The organism is Minwuia thermotolerans (assembly GCF_002924445.1).
Lineage (GTDB): Bacteria > Pseudomonadota > Alphaproteobacteria > Minwuiales > Minwuiaceae > Minwuia > Minwuia thermotolerans.
This window is the reverse complement of sequence record NZ_PIGG01000064.1, coordinates 212,523-232,010: the sequence shown is the minus strand read 5'-3', so window position 1 is coordinate 232,010 and position 19,488 is coordinate 212,523. Positions and strand designations below refer to the sequence as shown.

15 protein-coding genes are annotated in these 19,488 nt (G+C 65.6%); 9 read left to right on the top strand and 6 right to left on the bottom strand.

The genetic code is table 11. From position 1 onward, the window contains the following. Positions 1 to 145 precede the first annotated feature (145 nt). A complete protein-coding gene (locus tag CWC60_RS18200; protein WP_125182823.1) occupies positions 146 to 1,627 on the top strand; it encodes a sensor histidine kinase in 1,482 nt (493 codons plus the stop codon). 6 nt (positions 1,628 to 1,633) lie between these two features. Here CWC60_RS18200 and CWC60_RS18195 read toward each other — a convergent pair whose 3' ends face one another. Together CWC60_RS18195 and CWC60_RS18190 are read right to left on the bottom strand one after the other, a co-directional pair. Next, the gene (locus tag CWC60_RS18195) at positions 1,634 to 3,097 is read right to left on the bottom strand and encodes a PilZ domain-containing protein (protein ID WP_109795333.1); all 1,464 of its coding nucleotides are present in this window, start codon (positions 3,095 to 3,097) and stop codon (positions 1,634 to 1,636) included. 219 nt (positions 3,098 to 3,316) lie between these two features. Further along, positions 3,317 to 4,108: a hydroxyacylglutathione hydrolase gene (locus CWC60_RS18190; protein WP_109795332.1), complete on the bottom strand. Its 792-nt coding sequence runs from the start codon at positions 4,106 to 4,108 to the stop codon at positions 3,317 to 3,319. A 106-nt stretch (positions 4,109 to 4,214) separates the two neighbouring features. Between CWC60_RS18190 and CWC60_RS18185 the strand changes: the two genes are divergently transcribed. The 7 genes from CWC60_RS18185 to CWC60_RS18155 all read left to right on the top strand — a co-directional run bounded on the left by CWC60_RS18185 (position 4,215) and on the right by CWC60_RS18155 (position 13,508). Further along, entirely contained in the window at positions 4,215 to 5,018 is an 804-nt protein-coding gene (locus CWC60_RS18185) for a crotonase/enoyl-CoA hydratase family protein (RefSeq protein WP_109795331.1), read from the top strand. A gap of 44 nt (positions 5,019 to 5,062) precedes the next feature. After that, positions 5,063 to 5,737: a nitroreductase gene (locus tag CWC60_RS18180; RefSeq protein WP_109795364.1), complete on the top strand. Its 675-nt coding sequence runs from the start codon at positions 5,063 to 5,065 to the stop codon at positions 5,735 to 5,737. Positions 5,738 to 5,821: 84 nt separating this feature from the next. After that, positions 5,822 to 7,447, top strand: coding sequence for a flavin-containing monooxygenase (locus CWC60_RS18175; protein WP_109795330.1), 1,626 nt, complete (start codon positions 5,822 to 5,824; stop codon positions 7,445 to 7,447). Between the two features lie 569 nt (positions 7,448 to 8,016). Continuing rightward, a complete protein-coding gene (locus CWC60_RS18170; RefSeq protein ID WP_109795329.1) occupies positions 8,017 to 9,630 on the top strand; it encodes an ABC transporter substrate-binding protein in 1,614 nt (537 codons plus the stop codon). Between the two features lie 191 nt (positions 9,631 to 9,821). After that, complete coding sequence (locus CWC60_RS18165) at positions 9,822 to 10,778, top strand: ABC transporter permease (protein WP_109795328.1); 957 nt, start codon at positions 9,822 to 9,824, stop codon at positions 10,776 to 10,778. Between the two features lie 10 nt (positions 10,779 to 10,788). After that, positions 10,789 to 11,850 carry an ABC transporter permease gene (locus CWC60_RS18160; protein WP_109795327.1) on the top strand — a complete coding sequence of 354 codons (1,062 nt, stop codon included), beginning with the start codon at positions 10,789 to 10,791 and terminating at the stop codon, positions 11,848 to 11,850. A 5-nt stretch (positions 11,851 to 11,855) separates the two neighbouring features. Beyond that, a complete protein-coding gene (locus tag CWC60_RS18155; protein ID WP_109795326.1) occupies positions 11,856 to 13,508 on the top strand; it encodes an ABC transporter ATP-binding protein in 1,653 nt (550 codons plus the stop codon). Positions 13,509 to 13,539: 31 nt separating this feature from the next. Here CWC60_RS18155 and CWC60_RS18150 read toward each other — a convergent pair whose 3' ends face one another. The 4 genes from CWC60_RS18150 to CWC60_RS18135 all read right to left on the bottom strand — a co-directional run bounded on the left by CWC60_RS18150 (position 13,540) and on the right by CWC60_RS18135 (position 17,262). After that, complete coding sequence (locus CWC60_RS18150; protein ID WP_109795325.1) at positions 13,540 to 14,178, bottom strand: hypothetical protein; 639 nt, start codon at positions 14,176 to 14,178, stop codon at positions 13,540 to 13,542. Positions 14,179 to 14,242: 64 nt separating this feature from the next. Then, entirely contained in the window at positions 14,243 to 15,655 is a 1,413-nt protein-coding gene (locus tag CWC60_RS18145; protein ID WP_109795324.1) for a sigma-54-dependent transcriptional regulator, read from the bottom strand. 149 nt (positions 15,656 to 15,804) lie between these two features. Continuing rightward, the gene (locus tag CWC60_RS18140) at positions 15,805 to 16,458 is read right to left on the bottom strand and encodes a phasin family protein (protein ID WP_109795323.1); all 654 of its coding nucleotides are present in this window, start codon (positions 16,456 to 16,458) and stop codon (positions 15,805 to 15,807) included. A gap of 129 nt (positions 16,459 to 16,587) precedes the next feature. Beyond that, on the bottom strand, positions 16,588 to 17,262 hold the full coding sequence (locus tag CWC60_RS18135) for an orotate phosphoribosyltransferase (protein ID WP_164516630.1): 675 nt from the start codon (positions 17,260 to 17,262) through the stop codon (positions 16,588 to 16,590). Between the two features lie 105 nt (positions 17,263 to 17,367). Between CWC60_RS18135 and CWC60_RS18130 the strand changes: the two genes are divergently transcribed. Beyond that, positions 17,368 to 19,446, top strand: a complete 2,079-nt coding sequence (locus CWC60_RS18130) for a S9 family peptidase (protein WP_206420013.1) — start codon at positions 17,368 to 17,370, stop codon at positions 19,444 to 19,446. The last annotated feature ends 42 nt before the right edge of the window (positions 19,447 to 19,488 follow it).

Below are 19,488 nucleotides of genomic sequence, written 5' to 3'. Positions count from 1 at the left end.
CGTTGGAACAGGCCGGGTCCTGCCGGAGGCCCGAGCATGCGCGACCGGTACAGGGACCGATTCGTGAACGTGCCTTCAGTCAAATATTAACGTATTGTTTACTTCAAGATCGCAGAGTCCAGAACGGGTAGGCGTGATCAACAAGATGCATGATAAATCAAGGGATACCACGCCCGGTTCGGTAAGTGCTGCATCGCCGGTTCAGTACGGCGCCACCGAATACGCGGCAATACGGAAACTCACGCTGGTTTTTCGGGACAGCGAGCTCGAGTCCCGTTTTCGCCACGAACAGCTTCAGCGTTCCCTGCCCGTCATCCGCCTGGCGCTGTTCTGCGGCATCGTCCTCTATGCCCTGTTCGGTGTTCTTGACTGGTACCTGATCGAGCGCAATCTCGACATCGTGCTGGCGATCCGCTTCTGTTTCGGCATCGGTCTGATGTCGATCTTCGTGGGTCTCACCTATTCCCGGCGGTTCCTCGACTACGCCCAGATCGTCCTGTCGCTGGCCATGCTTTCGGCGGGGCTCGCCATCGTCGCCATGACCGCGATCATCGACCGGCCGGCGGCGGAGACCTACTACGCCGGGCTGATCATGGTGATCATCTACGCCGCGACGCTGGTGCGCATACGTTTCGTGCACGTCATCGCGGTCTCGCTGATCATCGCCGCCGCCTACTTCGCGGTGGCGACGCTGATCAACCCCATCCCTCGATGGGCGCTGGTGAGCAACATGTTCTTCCTGACGATGACCGTCGGCGTGGGCATCTTCGCATCCTACGCCCTCGAACTGTCGTCACGCCAGAAGTTCGCCCACACCGTCGCGCTGGAAAGCGCGACGGATGTCGCGATCCGGCTGAGGAACGAAGCCATATCCGCCAACAACGCAAAGACCGAGTTCCTGGCCACCATGAGCCACGAACTGCGGACCCCTCTCAACGCCGTCCTTGGATTCTCGGAAGTCATGAAAGCTGAAATGTTCGGACCGATCGGATCGCCCCGCTACAGGGAATACGCCAGCGACATTCACAACAGCGCTGAGCACCTGCTGGCGATCATCAACGATATCCTCGACATCACCAAGGCGGACGCGGGCCGCATGGAACTGGAAGAGCACGATGTCGACGCCAGCAACATCCTGCGCAACGCCATCCGCATCTGCTACGACCTTGCGGCCAAGAAGGGCGTGCGCGTCACCACCGAGTTCCCCGAATGGACGCCGGTGGTTCGGGTCGACAAGCGCCTGATGCAGCAGGTCGTGGTCAACCTGCTGTCCAACGCCATCAAGTTCACGCCTTCGGCCGGCGAAGTGAACGCGCGCCTCTACTTCGAGGACGGCGGCGCCTGCCGCATCGCCATCACCGACACCGGCATCGGCATTCCGGCCGAAGACCAGGAACGGGTCTTCGAACCCTTCACCCAGCTCCAGGACGCCTTTGCGCGCGACCATGGCGGCACCGGGCTCGGCCTGCCGCTGGTGCGGCGGATCACGGAACTGCACGGCGGCCGGGTGTGGCTCAGCAGCCGCCTGGGCGAAGGCACGCAGGTGGTGGTGGAACTGCCGAAGTCCCGCACCGCCGGCTTCGCCGAACTTCAGGACACGCCGGTGCGGACGCTGAAGTCCGCCTGAGCGCGCTCAGGCCGCGTCCGGCCGGCGGAGCTGCAGCATCCAGACGCGGCCGGTGCGATCGGGCCGGACCGTCACCTCGGCGCCCGCGCAATCGGCGGCGAGACGCTGCATCTCCTCGCGGCTGCGGTAGATGACGTTCCAGTCGGCGATGAATTCCATCGGCCAGTAATTGCTCAAGGCGCTGTCGGCCATGTTGCCGATCATCAGCAGCCCGCCGGGCTCGACATGACCATAAAGGCCGGCGATCAGCCGCTGCGCCTGGCGCTCGCGGAAATAGTCGACCAGCCCCACCGCATAGATCATGTCCTGGGGCCCGAGCGCCTCGGCGACGGCGCGGCCGGACAGGAGCTGACGGAAGGAGAGGTGCAGGCAGTTGACGCTGGCCTGGCCGCCCAGCCGCGCGAGATTCGGCATCGCCTCCTCATAGGCGTGGGCCAGAGCCTCCTCCTCCTGATCGATCAGGGTGAAGGCGGCGGCGCCGTCCAGGCGGGAGGCCTGCAGGATGTTCTGGACCTCCTTGGCAGGGCCGCAGCCGAGGCTGGCGATGCGCGCCACCTCGCCCGCCTTCGCGCGCCGCCGGATGGTTTCCGCGATGGACTGCTGCACCAGCACCATGCGGGTGGCGATGCATTCGGCGACCTCCAGACCGAGACGATGGAGAAGCTGACCGTAGGGATCCTTCCCCTCCCGCGCCCAGGCGTAGACCATGCGCATGATCTTGAAGTCACCCGGATAGCCCAGCGGCTTCTCGAAACTGCGTTGCCAGATCGGCCCGTCCATGAATTCCGGCGTCAGCACCTGTTCGGTGAAGCGCTTGATCGCCCGGACCTGAACACTGTCGTGGGCGAACGCCCCGACAATGTCCTCGCCGCGCTGCCACAGGGTCTTCCAGTCGCGCAGGAGCCCGGCCTCGCAGGCGCGGTAGGCATCCTCCATGTCCTCGGGCGGAATCGGCGCATGGCCATTCGCCCGCACCCGGAAACGGGCGAGCAGCGCCTTCTGGCGGCGCAGCAGGTGGATGACGTCCGCGCACAGCGTCCGGTAGGCGCCCGGCACCGCCTCAAGTTCGACGTCCGCGGGCCGGTCGAGATCGAACTTGAGCAGAAGCTGTTCGTGGCGGCGGATCAGCGCCGCCATGTCCAGAAAATCGTCCACGAAACGGATGCCGACGAGTTGGCCGCGCGCGGCCTCCTCGACACGGCAGATCAGGCCGGGACTGCTGAACGCCGTCTCGCCGCCGAGCGTGATCTCGACGGGCACGCTGTCACCGGCGCGTTCGGACCAGTCGGCATTGGCGTCGCCGTCGATAAGGGCGATGCCCGACATGGAGAGATTCTCGATCTGGACCGGCCGCCCGTCCAGGCGGGCGACCGCCAGCTCCGACGAGAATACTTCGGCTGCCCGGAGTCGCCTGGCGCGATAATACACGCTCCGGCCGCTGCCGCCGGCCAGGCTCTCGTAGTGCTTCATTACCCCTCACCATGCCCCCATGGAAACTCGTTTCAATTCTCAACCAAAAATTAACCATGAGTACAAGAGTTAGTTGCAACCTATTGGATTCGCGTTTGCGAATATCTGTGGCCGTACGCAAGAATTCACGGCCCCGGGACGCGCAAATTCACGCGCCGACCAGCCGGGCCGGCGCCGGGAAATCAGGGGGTCAGGATACCGGTGGCGACGACGCGGCCGCTACCAGCTGTTGCGCAGCTCGCGCAGCTTCAGGAACACCTCGCGCGGGCTCGGCTCTTTCGGCAGATCCGGGAACTTCTCGCGCAGGGCGTCGATCACGCTCCGGCTGCGCAGACGGAAGAAGGTGTTGACCTCCTTCTCGAGCGCCAGCGTGGTCAGCATCGCCTCGGCCGGATCCTGGCCCTCGACCTCGCCCAGCAGCGACTTCGCCCTGGCGTTGTCGGGCTCGCGGTCCAGAGTGAACTGCAGATTGTTGGTGATGTAGTCGTGGCCCGGGTAGACCAGCGTGTCCTCGGGCAGCCGATCGAGCTGGTTGACGAAGGTGTCGTAGAGCTCATCGGGGTGGCCGCCATTGTGGCAATTGCCGGCCCCGGCGTTGAACAGGGTGTCGCCGCTGATCAGCGCCGGCTGATCCGTCTTCGTCAGCAGGCATACATGGCACATGGTGTGGCCGGGCGTATCCAGCGCTTCGATATCGACGGTGCGGCCGACCTTGATCACATCGCCGGCCTTCAGGCCGCGGTCGATGCCGCGGATCTTGTCCCTGGCGTTGGCGTGGGCCAGCAATTTCGCGCCTGTCGCCTCGATCACCTGGCGGTTGCCGCCGGTGTGATCGGGATGTTCATGGGTGTTCAGCACCTGGGTGATGTCCCAGCCCTTCTCCTTCGCGCGGGCCAGGCATTTCTCATGGTCCAGCGGATCGATGGCCATCGCCTCGCCGGTCTCGGGGCAGGCGATCAGGTAGTTGAAGTTCCGATAGGCGTTGCCGGTCCAGATCTGCTCGACGATCATCGCGATGGGCCTCCTGACCGTGTCGGTTCGCTTTGCTTGCAGTCCAACATGGCGCGGGGGCACAGTCAGTGCAAATCTTTCAACAGCGCGGGGGGAGCAGGCAGCCATGGGCGACAGGATCAGCATCGAAATCTCGGAGGGCGTCGCCGACGTCAGGCTCGCCCGGCCCGAAAAGATGAACGCCCTGGACCGCGAGATGTTCCAGGCCCTGAACGACGCGGCGGCCCGCCTCGCCGATACGAAGGGCCTGCGCGCCGTGGCGCTCTCCGGCGAGGGCCGGGCCTTCTGCGCCGGACTCGACTTCGGCAGCTTCCGGCAGATGGGCGATGGTGACCGCGAACTGGTCAACCGGCTGACCGACCGCACACACGGTCTGGCCAACCACGCCCAGAATGTCGCCTGGGCCTGGCGGGAACTGCCCGTCCCTGTCATCGCGGCCGTGCACGGCGTCGCCTTCGGCGGCGGCTGCCAGATCGCGCTGGGCGCCGACGTCCGTCTGATCGCGCCGGACGCGCGCATGTCGGTGATGGAGATCAAGTGGGGCCTGGTGCCCGACATGGCGGGGCTGGCGCTGATGCGCGGCCTGATCCGCGACGACGTCGCCCGGGAACTGACCTACACGGGCCGGCAGGTGACGGGGCAGGACGCCGTCGATCTCGGTCTCGCAACCCGGGTCGAAGCTGACCCGCACGCGGCGGCCCTGGCCATGGCGCGGGAAATCGCATCGAAGAGCCCGGACGCCGTGCGCGCCGCCAAGCGGCTGCTGAATCTGGCCGCCGACGGCGATGCGGCGTCCATCCTGCTGGCCGAATCGGCCGAGCAGGAGAAGCTGATCGGCAGCCTCAATCAGGTCGAGGCGGTGAAGGCCGGCCTGGCCGGACGCGACCCCCGCTTCGAGGATGTGGCATGAACCAGCAGGCGCAGATCTCCAAACTCCCCGATCCGGCCGAGGGCATGGACTTCGAAACCCTCGTCGCCACGCGCCGCAGCGTGCGCGGCTATCGCAAGGACCCGGTCCCGCGCGAGCTGATCGAGGAGATCATCACCCTCGCCAAGTTCGCGCCATCCTCCATGAACACCCAGCCCTGGCATGTTCACGTGCTGACCGGCGACGCCCTGGACGAGGTCCGCCGACGCAACATGGAGGCCATGTCGGCCGGCGCCGAGGTGAAGCGCGATATCAACACACACAAGCCCTATGAGGGCATCCACCGCTTCCGTCAGGTCGACATCGCCAAGCGCCTGTTCGCCGCCATGGGCATTGAACGCGACGACAAGGACGGGCGGCAGGACTGGGTGCTGCGCGGTTTCCGCCAGTTCGATGCGCCGGTCTCGCTGATCCTGACCTACGACCGCGATCTCGACCCGGGCGCCGTGGTGCATTTCGACATGGGCGCCATCGCCTATGGCATCGTCCTGGCCGCCTGGTCGAAGGGTCTCGGCTGCGTCACCAACGGCCAGGGCATCATGCGCTCCGACATCGTCCGCGACGTCATCGGCGTGCCGGACGACGAGGTGATCATGACGGCCATCGCCATGGGCTGGCCCGACGACGGCTTCGCCGCCAATCATGTCCGCTCCGACCGGGAGCCGAACGAGAACTTCGTCCGCTACCACGGCTTCGACTGACGGCCGCCATGTCCTTCGGGCGGGTTCACGGGCCGGCGCGGCCATGGTTGAATACGTCTTTCAACGAAGGGGAGCGTTGAAGCCATGAGCCATCCGAAGCGCGAGGCGGACCTGGACGTCCTCATCGTGGGCGCCGGTTTCGCCGGCATGTACATGCTCTACCGGGCGCGCAAGCTGGGCCTGAAGGGCCGCGTGTTCGAACGCGGCGACGGCGTCGGCGGCACCTGGTACTGGAACCGCTATCCCGGCGCGCGCTGCGACGTGGAAAGCATGCAGTACTCCATGCAGTTCGATCCGGACCTGGAGCAGGAATGGGAGTGGACGGAGCGCTACGCCCCCCAGCCCGAGATCCTCGACTACGCCAACCACATCGCCGACCGCTACGAACTCAGGTCCGACATCCGCCTGTCCTGCCCGGTCCGGGCGGCGCATTTCGACGAGAAGGCGGCGCTCTGGCGGGTCACCGTGGGCGACGGCAACGGTTCGGGCGAGACGCTCACCGCCCGCTTCGTGGTGATGGCGACGGGCTGCCTCTCCCAGCCCAACAAACCAGGCGTCGAGGGCATGGACGATTTCCGGGGTCCGATATACCACACCGGCGAATGGCCGAAGGAAGGCGTCGACTTCACCGGCCAGCGCGTCGGCGTCGTCGGCACCGGATCGTCGGCGATCCAGGCGATCCCGATCATCGCCGAACAGGCCGGGCATCTGACGGTCTTCCAGCGCACGCCGAACTATGCCGTGCCCGCCCACAACGGCCCGATCGACCCGGAGATGGTGGAGCAGGTCAAGGCGAACTACCGCGAGATACGCGAAAAAGCCAAGACCATGCCGGCCGGCATCGCCTTCGACCTGCGCGACGTCTCCGCCTTCGAGGCTGACGACGCCGAACGACGCCGCCAGTTCCAGAGCCGCTGGGACTATGGCGGCCTGACCTTCCTGGGCTGCTTCAACGACCTGCTGCTGGACGAGGAGGCGAACCGCTTCGCCGCAGACTTCGTGCGCGAGAAGATCCGCGAGATCGTGCACGATCCGGCGACCGCGGAGATGCTCTGTCCCGACAACATCATCGGCTGCAAGCGCCTGTGTGTGGACACCGGCTACTACCGCACCTTCAACCGCGACAATGTCAGCCTGGTCGACATCGCCGAAACCCCGGTCGAACGGCTGACCGCGACCGGGCTCAGGGTGGACGGCCGCGACTACGCGTTCGACGCCATCGTCTTCGCCACCGGCTTCGACGCCATGACCGGCGCGCTGCTCAACATCGACATCCGGGGCCGCGGCGGCGAACGCCTGCGGGACAAGTGGGACGGCGGCCCGCGCAACTATCTCGGCCTGTCCATGCACGGCTTCCCCAACCTGTTCACGGTCACGGGGCCGGGCAGCCCGTCGGTGCTGACCAACATGCTGCCCTCCATCGAGCAGCATGTGGAGTGGATCGCCGATTGCATCGGCCACATGGACGCGAACGGCCGCGACCTCATCGAGGCGGAGCCGGAGGCCGAGGATTCCTGGGTGGACCATGTCAACGAGGTCTCCGGCCTGTCGCTGCGCTCGACCTGCAGTTCCTGGTATGTGGGGGCCAACGTGCCCGGCAAGCCCAGGGTCTTCATGCCCTATATCGGCGGCTTCCCCGCCTATGCCGAGAAGATCCGCGACGTTGTCGCCAACGGCTATGAGGGCTTCCGTCTCTCGACGGCGGACTGAGGCGCGGGCCCCTGGCGGGTTCTTCCGGCGGAAAAAGATCGGCGCGCGGCAAGCAGTGACCATCGGCCCGAGGGCACAGGCGGCAACGGCTGACCGCGCGGGCGGCAATGGTTGACGCGTCGTAAACCAACAACCGGCGGTCATCGCCATCCGTTTTCTCGCCCTGATCAGCAAACCACAGAACAGACTGATCAGTATTGACGCGGCATACCTCGAATATTTGAATACAAAGCAATGTCAGAGCCGGCCTCCACCGCGTATATTCGAAGGCCAAAGCGGGCACCCTCTGGGTCAGCAATGCTGTCCAACGACATCCATTTCTCTCGAAGCGACATGCATGTATCTCATTCGAACAAGGGTCTTATGATCCTCGCGCTTGACTATCGGTCCGGCAATGAGAAGGATTTGGCATGGGCCATGTCGAGGGCGCGCCGCGATGTTCAGTTCCGCGCGCGTTCCGGCGTTGAGCATCGGCCCTCGAGCGACAGGGCGGGGCCGGTCGATCAGGCCAGGATCCAAGACGGGCGGAAACACACCGAAGAGCCCGACCGAGCTAACTGGGAGACATCATGGACAAGAGAACCGAATCCGAACTCATCGAGCGCATGGCGCGTGAAGCGAAGCAGGGCCGTCTGTCCCGCCGGGATTTCATGCACTTCGCCCTCGCCGCCGGCATCACGGCCTCAACCGCAACCGGACTCTGGTCGACGAAGATCGCCCATGCTGCGCCCAGCAAGGGCGGCACCTTCCGCTGGGGCATTCACGACGGCAACACCTCGGACACCCACGATCCGGGCACCTATGTTACGCGCCAGATGATCTTCCTGGCGCATCAGTACCGGAGCTATCTGACCCAGATCACGCCGACCAATGGCCTCGGTCCGGATCTCGCGACCTCCTGGGAGGCAACGCCGGACGCCAAGCAGTGGACGTTCGAGCTGAACAAGAATGCCACCTTCCACAGCGGGAAGCCGGTGACAGCCAACGACGTGGTCGCTTCCATCAATCACCATCGCGGCGAGAAGACCACGTCGGCCGCCAAGGCGCTGCTGACCGACGTCGCCGACGTGATGGCCGACGGCGATCACACGGTGGTGGTCAAGATGTCCCGCGGCAACGCCGACCTGCCCTGGCTGATGACCGACTACCATCTGGCCATCTGCCCGGCCAATGACGACGGCACCATCGACTGGCAGTCGGGCGACGGCTGCGGCCCCTACAAGATCGACAACGGGGAGTTCGGCGTCAGCTGGAGCCTCAGCCGCCACGATGGCTGGCATGGCGAGGGGGCCTATTTCGACGGCGTCGAGATGATCATCCTCAACGACCCGAACGCACGCCAGACGGCGTTGGTCACGGGCGACGTGGACTGCGTTTCGCTGGTCGATCTGAAGACGCTGGCGCTGCTGGAGCGCAATCCGAACATCGTGGTCGACAACGTGCCTTCCGGCGCCGCGATCACCCTGCCCATGTTCTGCGACACACCGCCATTCGACGATGTCAACGTCCGCAACGCGCTGAAGCTGTCGATCGACCGCCAGAGCATCATCGACAAGATCGCCTTCGGCGCGGCGACGATGGGCAACGACTTCCATCTGGCGCCGTCGCAGCCGTACTTCCCCAAGGACATCCCGCAGCGGGAGTACGATCCGGATCAGGCGAAATCCCTGCTGAAGAAGGCCGGCGCCGAGGGGCTGACCGTCGACATCCACACAGCCGACAGCGTCTTCTCGGGCGCCGTCGACCTGTGCGTGCTTTACGCCGAGCATGCCAAGAAGGCGGGCATCAACATCAATGTCGTGCGCGAACCGAACGACGGCTACTACTCCGACGTGTGGCTGAAGGAAGAATTCACGGCGGTGTCGTGGGGCGCCCGGCCGACGCCGGACGTCATGTTCACCCTGGCCTACAAGTCGGACGCGGCCTGGAACGAAAGCCACTGGCAGAACGAACGTTTCAACGAGCTTCTGCTGCAGGCGAAGGCCGAACTGGACGAGGGTCTCCGCGAGGAGATGTACCACGAGATGTGCTTGCTCATGCGCAATGACGGCGGGACCATCATCCCGTTCTTCAACAACTTCGTCTACGCGCGGCGCAACAACGTCAAGCACGGCCCGAACCTGGCCGCGAGCTGGTCGTGCGACGGCGCCCGGGCGCCGAGCCGCTGGTGGTTCGAAGGCTGATCATGCACCGGGGGGCCGGCGCCGGGGGGCGCCGGCCCGTCTTGCTCGAGGACCCGGCGGACCGGTTCCGGACCGCTGTGGTCCGTCGAATTCGTTAATCGATTTCAATTCCGGCCGGCCAGGGCTGTCCGGGGTTCGAAGAGGGGGAAGCACCGCCCGGATATCGTGGCGGTCCCATCGGAGGGGGTGACATGGGCGATGTTGCAAGAATCGTTCTGAAACGATTGGGCCTCGGGCTGCTGACGCTGTTCGTCATCTCGATCCTGATCTTCAGCGCCGTGGAAATGCTGCCCGGCGACATTGCGCAGGCCGTGCTCGGCCAGGGCGCGACGGAAGAGAACGTCGCGGCCATGCGCGAGCAGCTCGGTCTCGACCGGCCGGCGCCGGTCCGCTACCTGGAATGGCTTTCCGGCGCCGTCGTCGGCGACTTCGGCGTCTCGCTGGTTTCAGGCGCGAATGTCAGCCAATCCATCGGCCCGCGCTTCGCCAACACGCTGTTCCTGGCGGCCTACGCGGCGGTCATCGCCGTGCCCATCGCGATCATGCTGGGCGTGGTCGTCGCGTTGCTGCGCAACTCGGTGTTCGACCGCGTCGCGAACGTGGCGACGCTGACCTCCATCTCCTCGCCGGAGTTCTTCCTCGGCTATATCCTGATCCTGTTTTTCGCGGTGAAGACCGGATATTTCCCGGCGCTTGCCAAGATCAGCGACGACATGAGTTTCTGGGAAGTTCTGAACAGGACGTTCCTGCCGGCCCTGACCATGGTCCTGGTGGTCATGGCGCACATGATGCGTATGACCCGGGCCGCGATCATCAGCCTGCTCTCCTCGCCCTATATCGAGATGGCGCGGCTGAAGGGCACGCCGGCCTGGAAGGTAATCGTTCACCACGCCCTGCCCAACGCCTGGGCGCCGATCATCAACGTGGTGGCGCTCAATCTCGCCTATCTCATCACCGGCGTGGTACTGGTGGAGGTCGTCTTCGTCTATCCCGGCATCGGCCAGTTACTGGTCGACGCGGTCACCAAGCGCGACTTCCCGGTGGTGCAGGCCTGCTGCCTGATCTTCGCGGCGACCTTCATCCTGCTCAATCTCGCGGCCGATGTCGGGGCGATCCTGACCAACCCGCGTCTGCGGCATCCGAAGTGAGGGGCGCGCCATGAACTATTTCGTCATCGGTTACTACGCGCTCCTGATCGGTGCTTCCTGCGGAGCTGCGTACTACAAGAAGCGTACGGTCTTCCTGCTGCTTTTCTCGCTGACGCTGGCCTCCTTCGTGATGGGCATCGTCGGCGGGGAGCCTGCACTCTGGGCGGTGACCATCGGCGCCGGCGTGCTGGCCCTGGCGGCAGGCACGTCTTACGCCTTCCGCGAGTTCCTGGTCACCATCTCCGGGCCGGAAACGGCGAAGATGCTGCGCACCGCGCCGCTGACCGCGGCGTTCGGACTGTTCGTCATCTTCGTCTATGTGATCCTTGGGGTCTTCGCGCCGATCATCGCGCCGTTCGGCGAAGCGGAAGTGGTCTCGCAGTCCTTCGCGCCGGCGGACGAAGTCATGCTGCTTGGCGCCGATCAGCTCGGCCGCGACATGTTCAGCCGCATCGTCTACGGGGCGCGCAATACCGTCGGCCTGGCGCTGACCGCCACTCTGCTGGCCTTCCTCATGGGCGCGTTCGCAGGCCTGCTGGCGGCGACGCGCGGCGGCTGGTTCGACCAGTTCATGGGCCGTGTCGCCGATGTCATCATGTCGATCCCGTCGCTGATCTTCGCCCTGCTGCTGCTGTCGATCTTCGGCACCAGCGTGCCGGTGCTGATCGTCATCGTCGCCATCATCTACAGCCCGCGCGTCTTCCGCCTCACCCGGGCAGTGGCCGGCAATGTGGTGGTGATGGACTACATCGAGGCGGCCCGGCTGCGGGGCGAGGGCATGTGGTATCTGATCCGCCGGGAGATCCTGCCCAATTCCACCGCGCCGCTGATCGCGGAGTTCGGTCTGGAGTTCTGCTTCGTCTTCCTGCTGATCGCGGGCCTGTCTTTCCTCGGTCTCGGCGTCCAGCCGCCGACCGCGGACTGGGGCTCGATGGTCCGCGAGAACGCGACGCTGATCTCGTTCGGCGAGCTCACCCCGCTCATTCCCGCCGCGGCGATCGCCTTGCTGACCGTGGCGGTCAATTTCGTGGTCGACTGGATGCTGTACCGCTCGTCCGGCCTGAAGGAGTAGTTGCGATGAACGACAAGAAGAAGGACGTGCTTCTGGAGATCGAGGGCCTTCGCATCGAGGGCTATGCCGACGAGAAGTGGATCGAGATCGTCCACGGCATCGATCTCACCCTGCATCGCGGCGAGGTCATGGGTCTGATCGGGGAATCGGGCGCGGGCAAGTCCACCATCGGCCTGGCGGCGATGGGGTTCACCCGCGATGGCTGCCGCATCTCCGGCGGCTCGGTCGAGTTCGACGGCATGGAGCTGACGACGTCGACCGAGTCGGAGCGGCAGGCGCTGCGCGGCTCCCGCATCGCCTATGTCGCCCAGTCCGCGGCGGCCTCGTTCAACCCGGCTCACAAGCTGATCGATCAGCACACCGAAGCGCCGGTGCACTACCGCATCAACAAGCGGCTGCAGGCGCAGGAAGACGCCATGGAGCTCTACGAGCGCCTGCGCCTGCCCAACCCGCGGGAGATCGGCTTCCGTTATCCGCACCAGGTCTCGGGCGGCCAGCTCCAGCGCGCCATGACGGCCATGGCCATGGCCTGCAGGCCCGACCTGATCATCTTCGACGAACCCACCACGGCGCTGGACGTGACCACGCAGATCGAGGTGCTGGCCGCGATCCGCGACATCGTCGACCAGTTCAACACCGCAGCCATCTACATCACCCACGATCTCGCGGTGGTCGCGCAGATGGCCGACACAATCAAGGTGCTGCTGAAGGGCGATGAGGTCGAACAGGCGCCGACGGCGGAAATGCTCGACAATCCGAAGGAGGACTACACCAAGAGCCTCTGGGCGGTACGCAGCTTCAAGCGCGAGCAGAAGCCGCGGCCCGGCGGCGACGCCGTGCCCGTAGTCTCGGTGCAGGACATCGACGCCGCCTATGGCACGACGAAGGTGCTGGAGGATGTCTCCTTCGACGTCTATTCGGGCATGACGGTCGCGGTCGTGGGCGAATCCGGCTCGGGCAAGTCCACCACGGCCCGTTGCATCACCGGCCTGCTGCCGCCGACCAAGGGCAAGATCCTGTTCAAGGGCGAGGAGCTGCCGCCAAGCTACAAGCAGCGCACCAAGGACCAGCTCCGCCAGGCGCAGATGATCTACCAGATGGCCGACACCGCGCTGAATCCGAAGGTGCGCATCAGCGAGATCATCGGCCGTCCGGCGCAGTTCTACAGCGGCCTGAAGGGCACGGCGCTGAAGAGCCGGGTGGACGAACTGCTCGATCTGATCGAACTGGAGCCGTCGAAGTTCTACAACCGCTACCCCCCGGAGCTCTCCGGCGGCCAGAAGCAGCGTATCGGCATCGCGCGGGCGCTGGCGGCGGAACCTGCATTCATCATCTGCGACGAGGTCACCAGCGCGCTTGACCAGCTTGTCGCCGAAGGCATCCTGAGGCTGCTTGACCGCCTGCAGCGGGAACTGGACCTGGCGTACATGTTCATCACCCACGACCTGGCGACGGTGCGCTCCATCGCCGACGAGGTGGTCGTCATGAAACAGGGCCGCGTGGTGGAGCAGGGGCCGAAGACCGAGATGTTCACCCCGCCGCACCATCCCTATACGGACCTGCTGCTCTCATCGGTGCCGGAGATGGATCCGGACTGGCTGACGACGGTGCTCGAGGAGCGCGGCGTCGACAATGTCGGCGAGGCCGCGACGACCTGAACCGGGAAGCCGGAAAGGTCCCCCGCGGGCTTCAGACGGCGTCGGGAAGCGTGTCGCTTTCGGGGCGTCCCGTCCGGCCGCTCCGTCCGAAACGGCTGCGGCTGAACCGCTCGGCGAGATTTTCTAGGCGTTTGAGCCGCCGGTCCAGCGCCGACATGGTGCGCGAGAGGTCGTCGCTGTCGTCGTCGAGAAACGTCCGGAAGGCGTCGCCATAGGCCAGCGCCAGAGCGCGCGCCCGCATGCGCCCGAGAGGGCCACCCGACGATACGCCGGCAGCCTCGAGAGCGAGCTTCATCGAGCGCATTCCGGGCTCCGCCGCCAGCGTCAGCGCGCCGAGCGGATCCGCCGGCAGGGACGTGAGGACGGCGCGCAGCCCCTCCCGATGCGGCCTGAGATGGTCGAAACGGGCCATCAGCAGCGCGAACAGGCGATCGCGTACGCCCTCATCGCGCCAGTCCTCGTCGACCGCAGCCAGCATCGCCGCATCCGCCCTGCGCGCCATTTCCCGGATGACGCCATGGCGGCTGCCGACCGCGGCGACAACCTCGCCGACCTCCAGCCCTGCCTCCTCGGCGATGTCGTAGAGACTGACATTGCGCCAGCCGGACAGGCCCGCCAGGGTCATGGCGGCCTGGATGCACTTGCCGGCGTCGTCGCGTTTGCGGGGCATGTTCTTCTCCTGCGTGATGCGGACTGCACTCTTATCTGGTGATATCCGCGGCGGCTTGAAGCTTTCAGCCCTCCTCCCGGGCCTCCCAGACCTGCTTCTTGCGGTAGATCGTGGAGGGGCTGACGCCGAGCAGGGAGGCGGCGCGGGCGATATTGCCCTGGCAGAATTCCACCGCCTGCTCGATGGCCTCGCGCTCGACGTCCTCCAGCGGCCGGATGTCGGCTTCGGTGCGCGGGGCCGCAGCCGGAGCCGGCGCCGCGATGTCATGGGCCGCGCCCGGCCCTGACGCAGGCCGACCGGCCTTGATCGCCGGCGGCATCATCTCCGCGGTCACTTCGTCGCCATCGTAGAGCACGGTGATGGAGCGGACGATGTTCTGCAGTTCCCGGATATTTCCGGGCCAGTGATAGGCCGTCATCGCCGCTGCCGCATCGGCGCTGAAGCGGCAGAAATCCTTGCGCTCTTCCTCGGCGAACTGCTGCAGGAAGCGTTCGGCGATCAGCATGATGTCGTCCCCGCGCTCCCTCAGCGGCGGCAGGCTGAGGGGAATGACGTGCAGGCGGTAGAACAGATCCTCGCGGAAACGCCCTTCCCGGACGGCCTCCATGGGGTCCTGGTTGGTGGCGCAGACGAAGCGCACGTCGACATGGCGCGTGCGGCTGTCGCCGACCTTCTCGAAACTGCCCGTCTGGACGAAGCGCAGCAGCTTGCTCTGCAGGTCCAGGTCCATCTCGCAGATCTCGTCGAGGAACAGCGTGCCGTTGTGGGCCCGCGAGGCCGCGCCTTCCCTGTCCTGGACGGCGCCGGTGAAGGCCCCGCGCACATGGCCGAAGATCTCGCTCTCGATCAGCCCCTTCGGAATCGCGGCGCAGTTGATGGCGACCATCGGCCCGGCGGCCCGCGGGCTCAGCGCATGGACGGCGTGGGCGGCCAGTTCCTTGCCCGTACCCGATTCGCCCACCACGAAGACGGTGGCCTTGCTGGCCGCGGCCATCTTCAATGTCTTGTAGACCTGCTGCATGGCCCCGGAGCCGCCGACGAAACCATGGAACTCGTTGCCGTCGTCAGCGGCTTCCTGCAGTTCCCCGGTCTCCACCCGGCGCCCCAGATCGGTGGCGTTGCGCAGGGTCAGCACCAGCCGCTCCTTGTTGAACGGCTTGACCAGGAAGTCGTAGGCGCCAAGGCGCATCGCCTCGACCGCGATGTTGATGGAGCCATGGGCGGTGATCACCACCACCGGCGTCTTGTCACCGCGCTGCTGCAGACGCTTCAGGATCTCCATGCCGTCCATGTCGGGCAGCCTGAGATCGAGCAGCACGGCGTCGTACCGGCGCTGTTCCAGTTCCTGCACGGCCTCGCCGCCGGTTTCCGCCGTCGTCAGTTCGAAGGGTTCGTCGGCGAGATAGTGTTCATAGGCGCGGATCAGAGATCGGCTGTCCTCGATCAGCAATACGCGTCGATTGCCGCCTTCCGTCATCGCCGGGGACCGTCCACCATGCCGTTGATAGGGCTACGACTATTGCCGAGCGCGGGCCGCGTTTCAAACGCAATCTTCGCAAAATGCAAAAAAGAAGGGCCGCTGTCCCGGAAGACAACGGCCCTCGCCGTGCAAGGCGAATTGATGGCTCAGACGCCCGCGAAGCGGCGCCACTGATCGGCCTGATCCTTGAAGCCGTTCATGAACGGCTCGAAGGAGCGGGTAAACATGTTCTGATACTTGTCGTTCAGGGCCGTGAGATGCTGGCTGTAGGCTTTGGCCGCATCCTCGAAATAGTTCTGCTGCGCCTTGATCAGGTCGGCGGGCGACTCGATCTGGCTGAGTTCGTTGACGAAATCCATGTTGTCGTCGATCCGCATGCGCACGAACTCCGCGATCGACTCGCCGATCTCGTTGGAGATCGACAGCGCCGCAGTTGCCGCATGGTCGGCGGCCCTGGCGGAGCTCTGCGCGGTGGCCGCGGCGGCCTTCGCCGGGGTCGGCTTCCTGACGGCAGAGGACTTCGCAGCGGGGGCAGTCTTCTTCGGCGCGGCCGGCTTCGCGGCGGCGGCCTTCTTCGGCGCAGCCTTCCGCGCGGTGGCGGCGGTCTTCTTCGGCGCGGCCTTCTGTACGGCTGCCGCAGCCGTCTTCGTCGCCGCCGCCGTCTTCGCAACGGTTGTCTCGGCGACCTTCGCGGAATCTGCGGCGGTATCGGCAGCGGTATCGGCGGCGGTCTCGGCCGGCTTGGAAGCCGTCTCGGCGGTCTTCACGTCCGCCTGCTCGGATTTGTTCTGGTCAGTCATCGAAATGTCCCATGTCCTGATGAACGACGGGCGGGCGTCGAACGCCCCGCGCTTCGTCTATCAGACATAGGCGTTTCTATCGCAGTGCACAATGATATTTATTGCACTGCGACAAAGCGGATCCACCGCTCAGGCAGGCGCCTCTGAACGTCCCCCGTGCGCGGCCGACCAGCCGATGGGATTGCTCAGGAATTTTTCCACCTCGTCGAGCGTCCGGGCCTCGAAATAGCCGCTGGCCCGGGCCGCATCCAGCACGTCCCACCAGGTGGCGAGATGGTGGAGTTCGACTCCCGCCTTCTCGAAGTTCGCCGCCGCATGGGGAAAGATGGCGTAATAGAAGACGACGAAGGCGTGATCGACCTTTGCGCCGGCCTTCCGGATCGCCTCGCAGAAATTGACCTTCGAGCCGCCGTCGGAGGTCAGGTCCTCCACCAGAAGGACCCGGTCGCCTTCGTTGAGTTCGCCCTCGATCTGCGCCATCCGGCCGAAGCCCTTCGGCTTCTTGCGGACATACTGCATCGGCAGCATCAGATGATCGGCGATCCAGGCGGCGTAGGGAATCCCCGCGGTCTCGCCGCCGGCGACGCTGTCGAAGCTCTCGAAGCCGACTTCACGGCCGAGATTCTCCCCGGCCAGCTCGACGATCTTCCGGCGGACGCGCGGGAAGGAAATCAGCCGGCGGCAGTCGATGTAGACGGGACTGGCCCAGCCCGCGGTGAAGATGAACGGCTTGTCCGCGTTGAAATGCACGGAGTTCGTCTCGATCAGCATCCGGCTGACCAGACGCGCCGCCTCGATCGCCATGGGGTGGTCTCGTTCGGGCTTCATCCCATATCCCCTCCTGTCACGCCAACGGGCCGGTTATAGTCGCCGCGCCCGCTTCCCTCAAAGCCCGGAATGAGCCAGACCATGACGATTTCTCCGCCGATCGCCGAACGCCGCCCGCACAGGCTGGCCGCCCACGGGGTGGAGCGCGACGATCCCTACCACTGGCTGCGCGACGAGAACTGGCGCGAGGTGATGCGCGACCCGTCGGTTCTGCGGCGGGACATCCGCGACTATCTGGAAGCCGAAAACGCTTACACCGAAGCGATGCTGGCCGACGTCGCCGACCTGCGCGGGAAGCTGTTCGAGGAACTGAAGGGCCGCATCAAGGCCGACGATTCGTCCCCGCCGCTGCCGGACGGGCCCTTCGCCTACTACGTCCGCTTCGAGGAGGCCGGCGAGCATCCGCTCTATTGCCGGCAACCGCGCGAAGGCGGCCCGGAAGAGATCCTGCTGGACGGTGACGCGCTGTCGAAGGAGCACGCTTTCTACCGTCTCGGCGCAGTGCGTCAGTCCTTCGACCACAGGCTGCTGGCCTGGGCCGAGGACGTGAAGGGTTCCGAACTCTATCGGGTCAGGGTGCGCGACATCGATTCGGGCAGGGTCGTCGACGAAGGCCCGGAAGGCACACACGGCAACATTGTCTGGGCGAAGGACAACGCCCATTACTTCTATACCGCGCTGAACGAGGATCTGCGCCCGGACCGGGTCTACTGCCATCGCATCGGCGACGATCCGTCGAAGGACCGTCTCGTCTATCACGAGACCGACAACGGCTATTACCTGGGGGTCGACGAGGGCGACAGCCGGGAACTGGTCTACATCGTCTCGCACGCTTCCGAGACCACCGAAGTGCGGATTCTCCCCGCCGATCGCCCCGACGCCGATCCGGTCGTGATCGCGCCGCGGCGCGAGGGCCATGAATACGATGTCACCGATCAGGGCGACCGGCTGATCATCCGCACCAACCGCGACGGCGCCGTGGACTTCAAGCTGATGGAGACGCCGCTGGCGGCGCCGGGCGAGGAGAACTGGCGCGAACTCGTGCCGGCGCGCGAGGGCGTGCTGCTGCGCGGTGTCACGGCATTTTCGGGCTGGCTGGCGCGCCTGGAGACCGTGGACGCCCTGCCCCGCATCGTCATCACCGACACGGCGACGAACGAAAGCCACGAGATCGCCTTCGACGAGGAGGCCTATTCGCTCGGCATCGGCGGCGGGCAGGAGTACGAGAGCGGCCGCCTGCGGTTCTCCTACTCCTCGCCCACGACGCCGGAACGGGTGTTCGACTACGACATGGTCGTGCGGGAGCGGGAACTGCTGAAGGAGCAGGAAATCCCCTCCGGCCACAACCCGGCCGACTATGTCGTCCGGCGCATCCAGGCGAAGGCCCATGACGGCGAGGAAATCCCGGTGACCGTCCTCCATCGCGCCGACGCGCGGCTGGACGGGAACGAACCGCTGATGCTCTACGGCTACGGCTCCTACGGCATCTCCATCCCGGCGAGCTTCAGTCCGCACCGTTTCAGCCTGGTCGACCGCGGCTTCGTCTACGCCATCGCCCATATCCGCGGCGGCATGGAGAAGGGCTACCGCTGGTACCTCGACGGCAAGCTGGAGAAGAAGACCAACACCTTCCGCGACTTCATTTCCGCCGCCGAGGCCCTGATCGGACGCGGCTGGGCCCGGGCCGGCGAGATCGCCATCCACGGCGGCAGCGCCGGCGGCATGCTGGTGGGCGCGGTCGCCAACATGCGCCCCGACCTCTGGAAGGCCGTCGTCGCCGAGGTGCCGTTCGTCGACTGCCTGACGACGATCCTGGACGACAGCCTGCCGCTGACCCCGCCCGAATGGACCGAATGGGGCAACCCGATCACGACGAAGGCGGTCCACGACCTTATGCTGTCCTACAGCCCCTACGACAATGTCGAGGCGAAGGCCTATCCGGCGATGCTGATCAATGGCGGGCTGACCGACCCGCGCGTGACCTACTGGGAGCCGTCGAAATGGGCGGCGAAGCTGCGCGCAAGCAAGACCGACGACAATCTGCTTCTGCTGAAGATCAACATGGAATCGGGCCATGGCGGCTCGGCCGGCCGCTTCGACAAGCTGAAGGAAGTGGCGCTGAACTACGTCTTCCTGCTCAAGGTCTTCGGCAGGACATGAGACGGAGTTGATTTCCGCCCCGGCCCGAACACATCAACGCCC

Coding starts and splice junctions, on each gene's coding strand:
- CWC60_RS18200 (WP_125182823.1), top strand. CDS start 146: ATGCATGATAAATCAAGGGATACCACGCCCGGTTCGGTAAGTGCTGCA.
- CWC60_RS18195 (WP_109795333.1), bottom strand. CDS start 3,097: ATGAAGCACTACGAGAGCCTGGCCGGCGGCAGCGGCCGGAGCGTGTAT.
- CWC60_RS18190 (WP_109795332.1), bottom strand. CDS start 4,108: ATGATCGTCGAGCAGATCTGGACCGGCAACGCCTATCGGAACTTCAAC.
- CWC60_RS18185 (WP_109795331.1), top strand. CDS start 4,215: ATGGGCGACAGGATCAGCATCGAAATCTCGGAGGGCGTCGCCGACGTC.
- CWC60_RS18180 (WP_109795364.1), top strand. CDS start 5,063: ATGGACTTCGAAACCCTCGTCGCCACGCGCCGCAGCGTGCGCGGCTAT.
- CWC60_RS18175 (WP_109795330.1), top strand. CDS start 5,822: ATGAGCCATCCGAAGCGCGAGGCGGACCTGGACGTCCTCATCGTGGGC.
- CWC60_RS18170 (WP_109795329.1), top strand. CDS start 8,017: ATGGACAAGAGAACCGAATCCGAACTCATCGAGCGCATGGCGCGTGAA.
- CWC60_RS18165 (WP_109795328.1), top strand. CDS start 9,822: ATGGGCGATGTTGCAAGAATCGTTCTGAAACGATTGGGCCTCGGGCTG.
- CWC60_RS18160 (WP_109795327.1), top strand. CDS start 10,789: ATGAACTATTTCGTCATCGGTTACTACGCGCTCCTGATCGGTGCTTCC.
- CWC60_RS18155 (WP_109795326.1), top strand. CDS start 11,856: ATGAACGACAAGAAGAAGGACGTGCTTCTGGAGATCGAGGGCCTTCGC.
- CWC60_RS18150 (WP_109795325.1), bottom strand. CDS start 14,178: ATGCCCCGCAAACGCGACGACGCCGGCAAGTGCATCCAGGCCGCCATG.
- CWC60_RS18145 (WP_109795324.1), bottom strand. CDS start 15,655: ATGACGGAAGGCGGCAATCGACGCGTATTGCTGATCGAGGACAGCCGA.
- CWC60_RS18140 (WP_109795323.1), bottom strand. CDS start 16,458: ATGACTGACCAGAACAAATCCGAGCAGGCGGACGTGAAGACCGCCGAG.
- CWC60_RS18135 (WP_164516630.1), bottom strand. CDS start 17,262: ATGGCGATCGAGGCGGCGCGTCTGGTCAGCCGGATGCTGATCGAGACG.
- CWC60_RS18130 (WP_206420013.1), top strand. CDS start 17,368: ATGACGATTTCTCCGCCGATCGCCGAACGCCGCCCGCACAGGCTGGCC.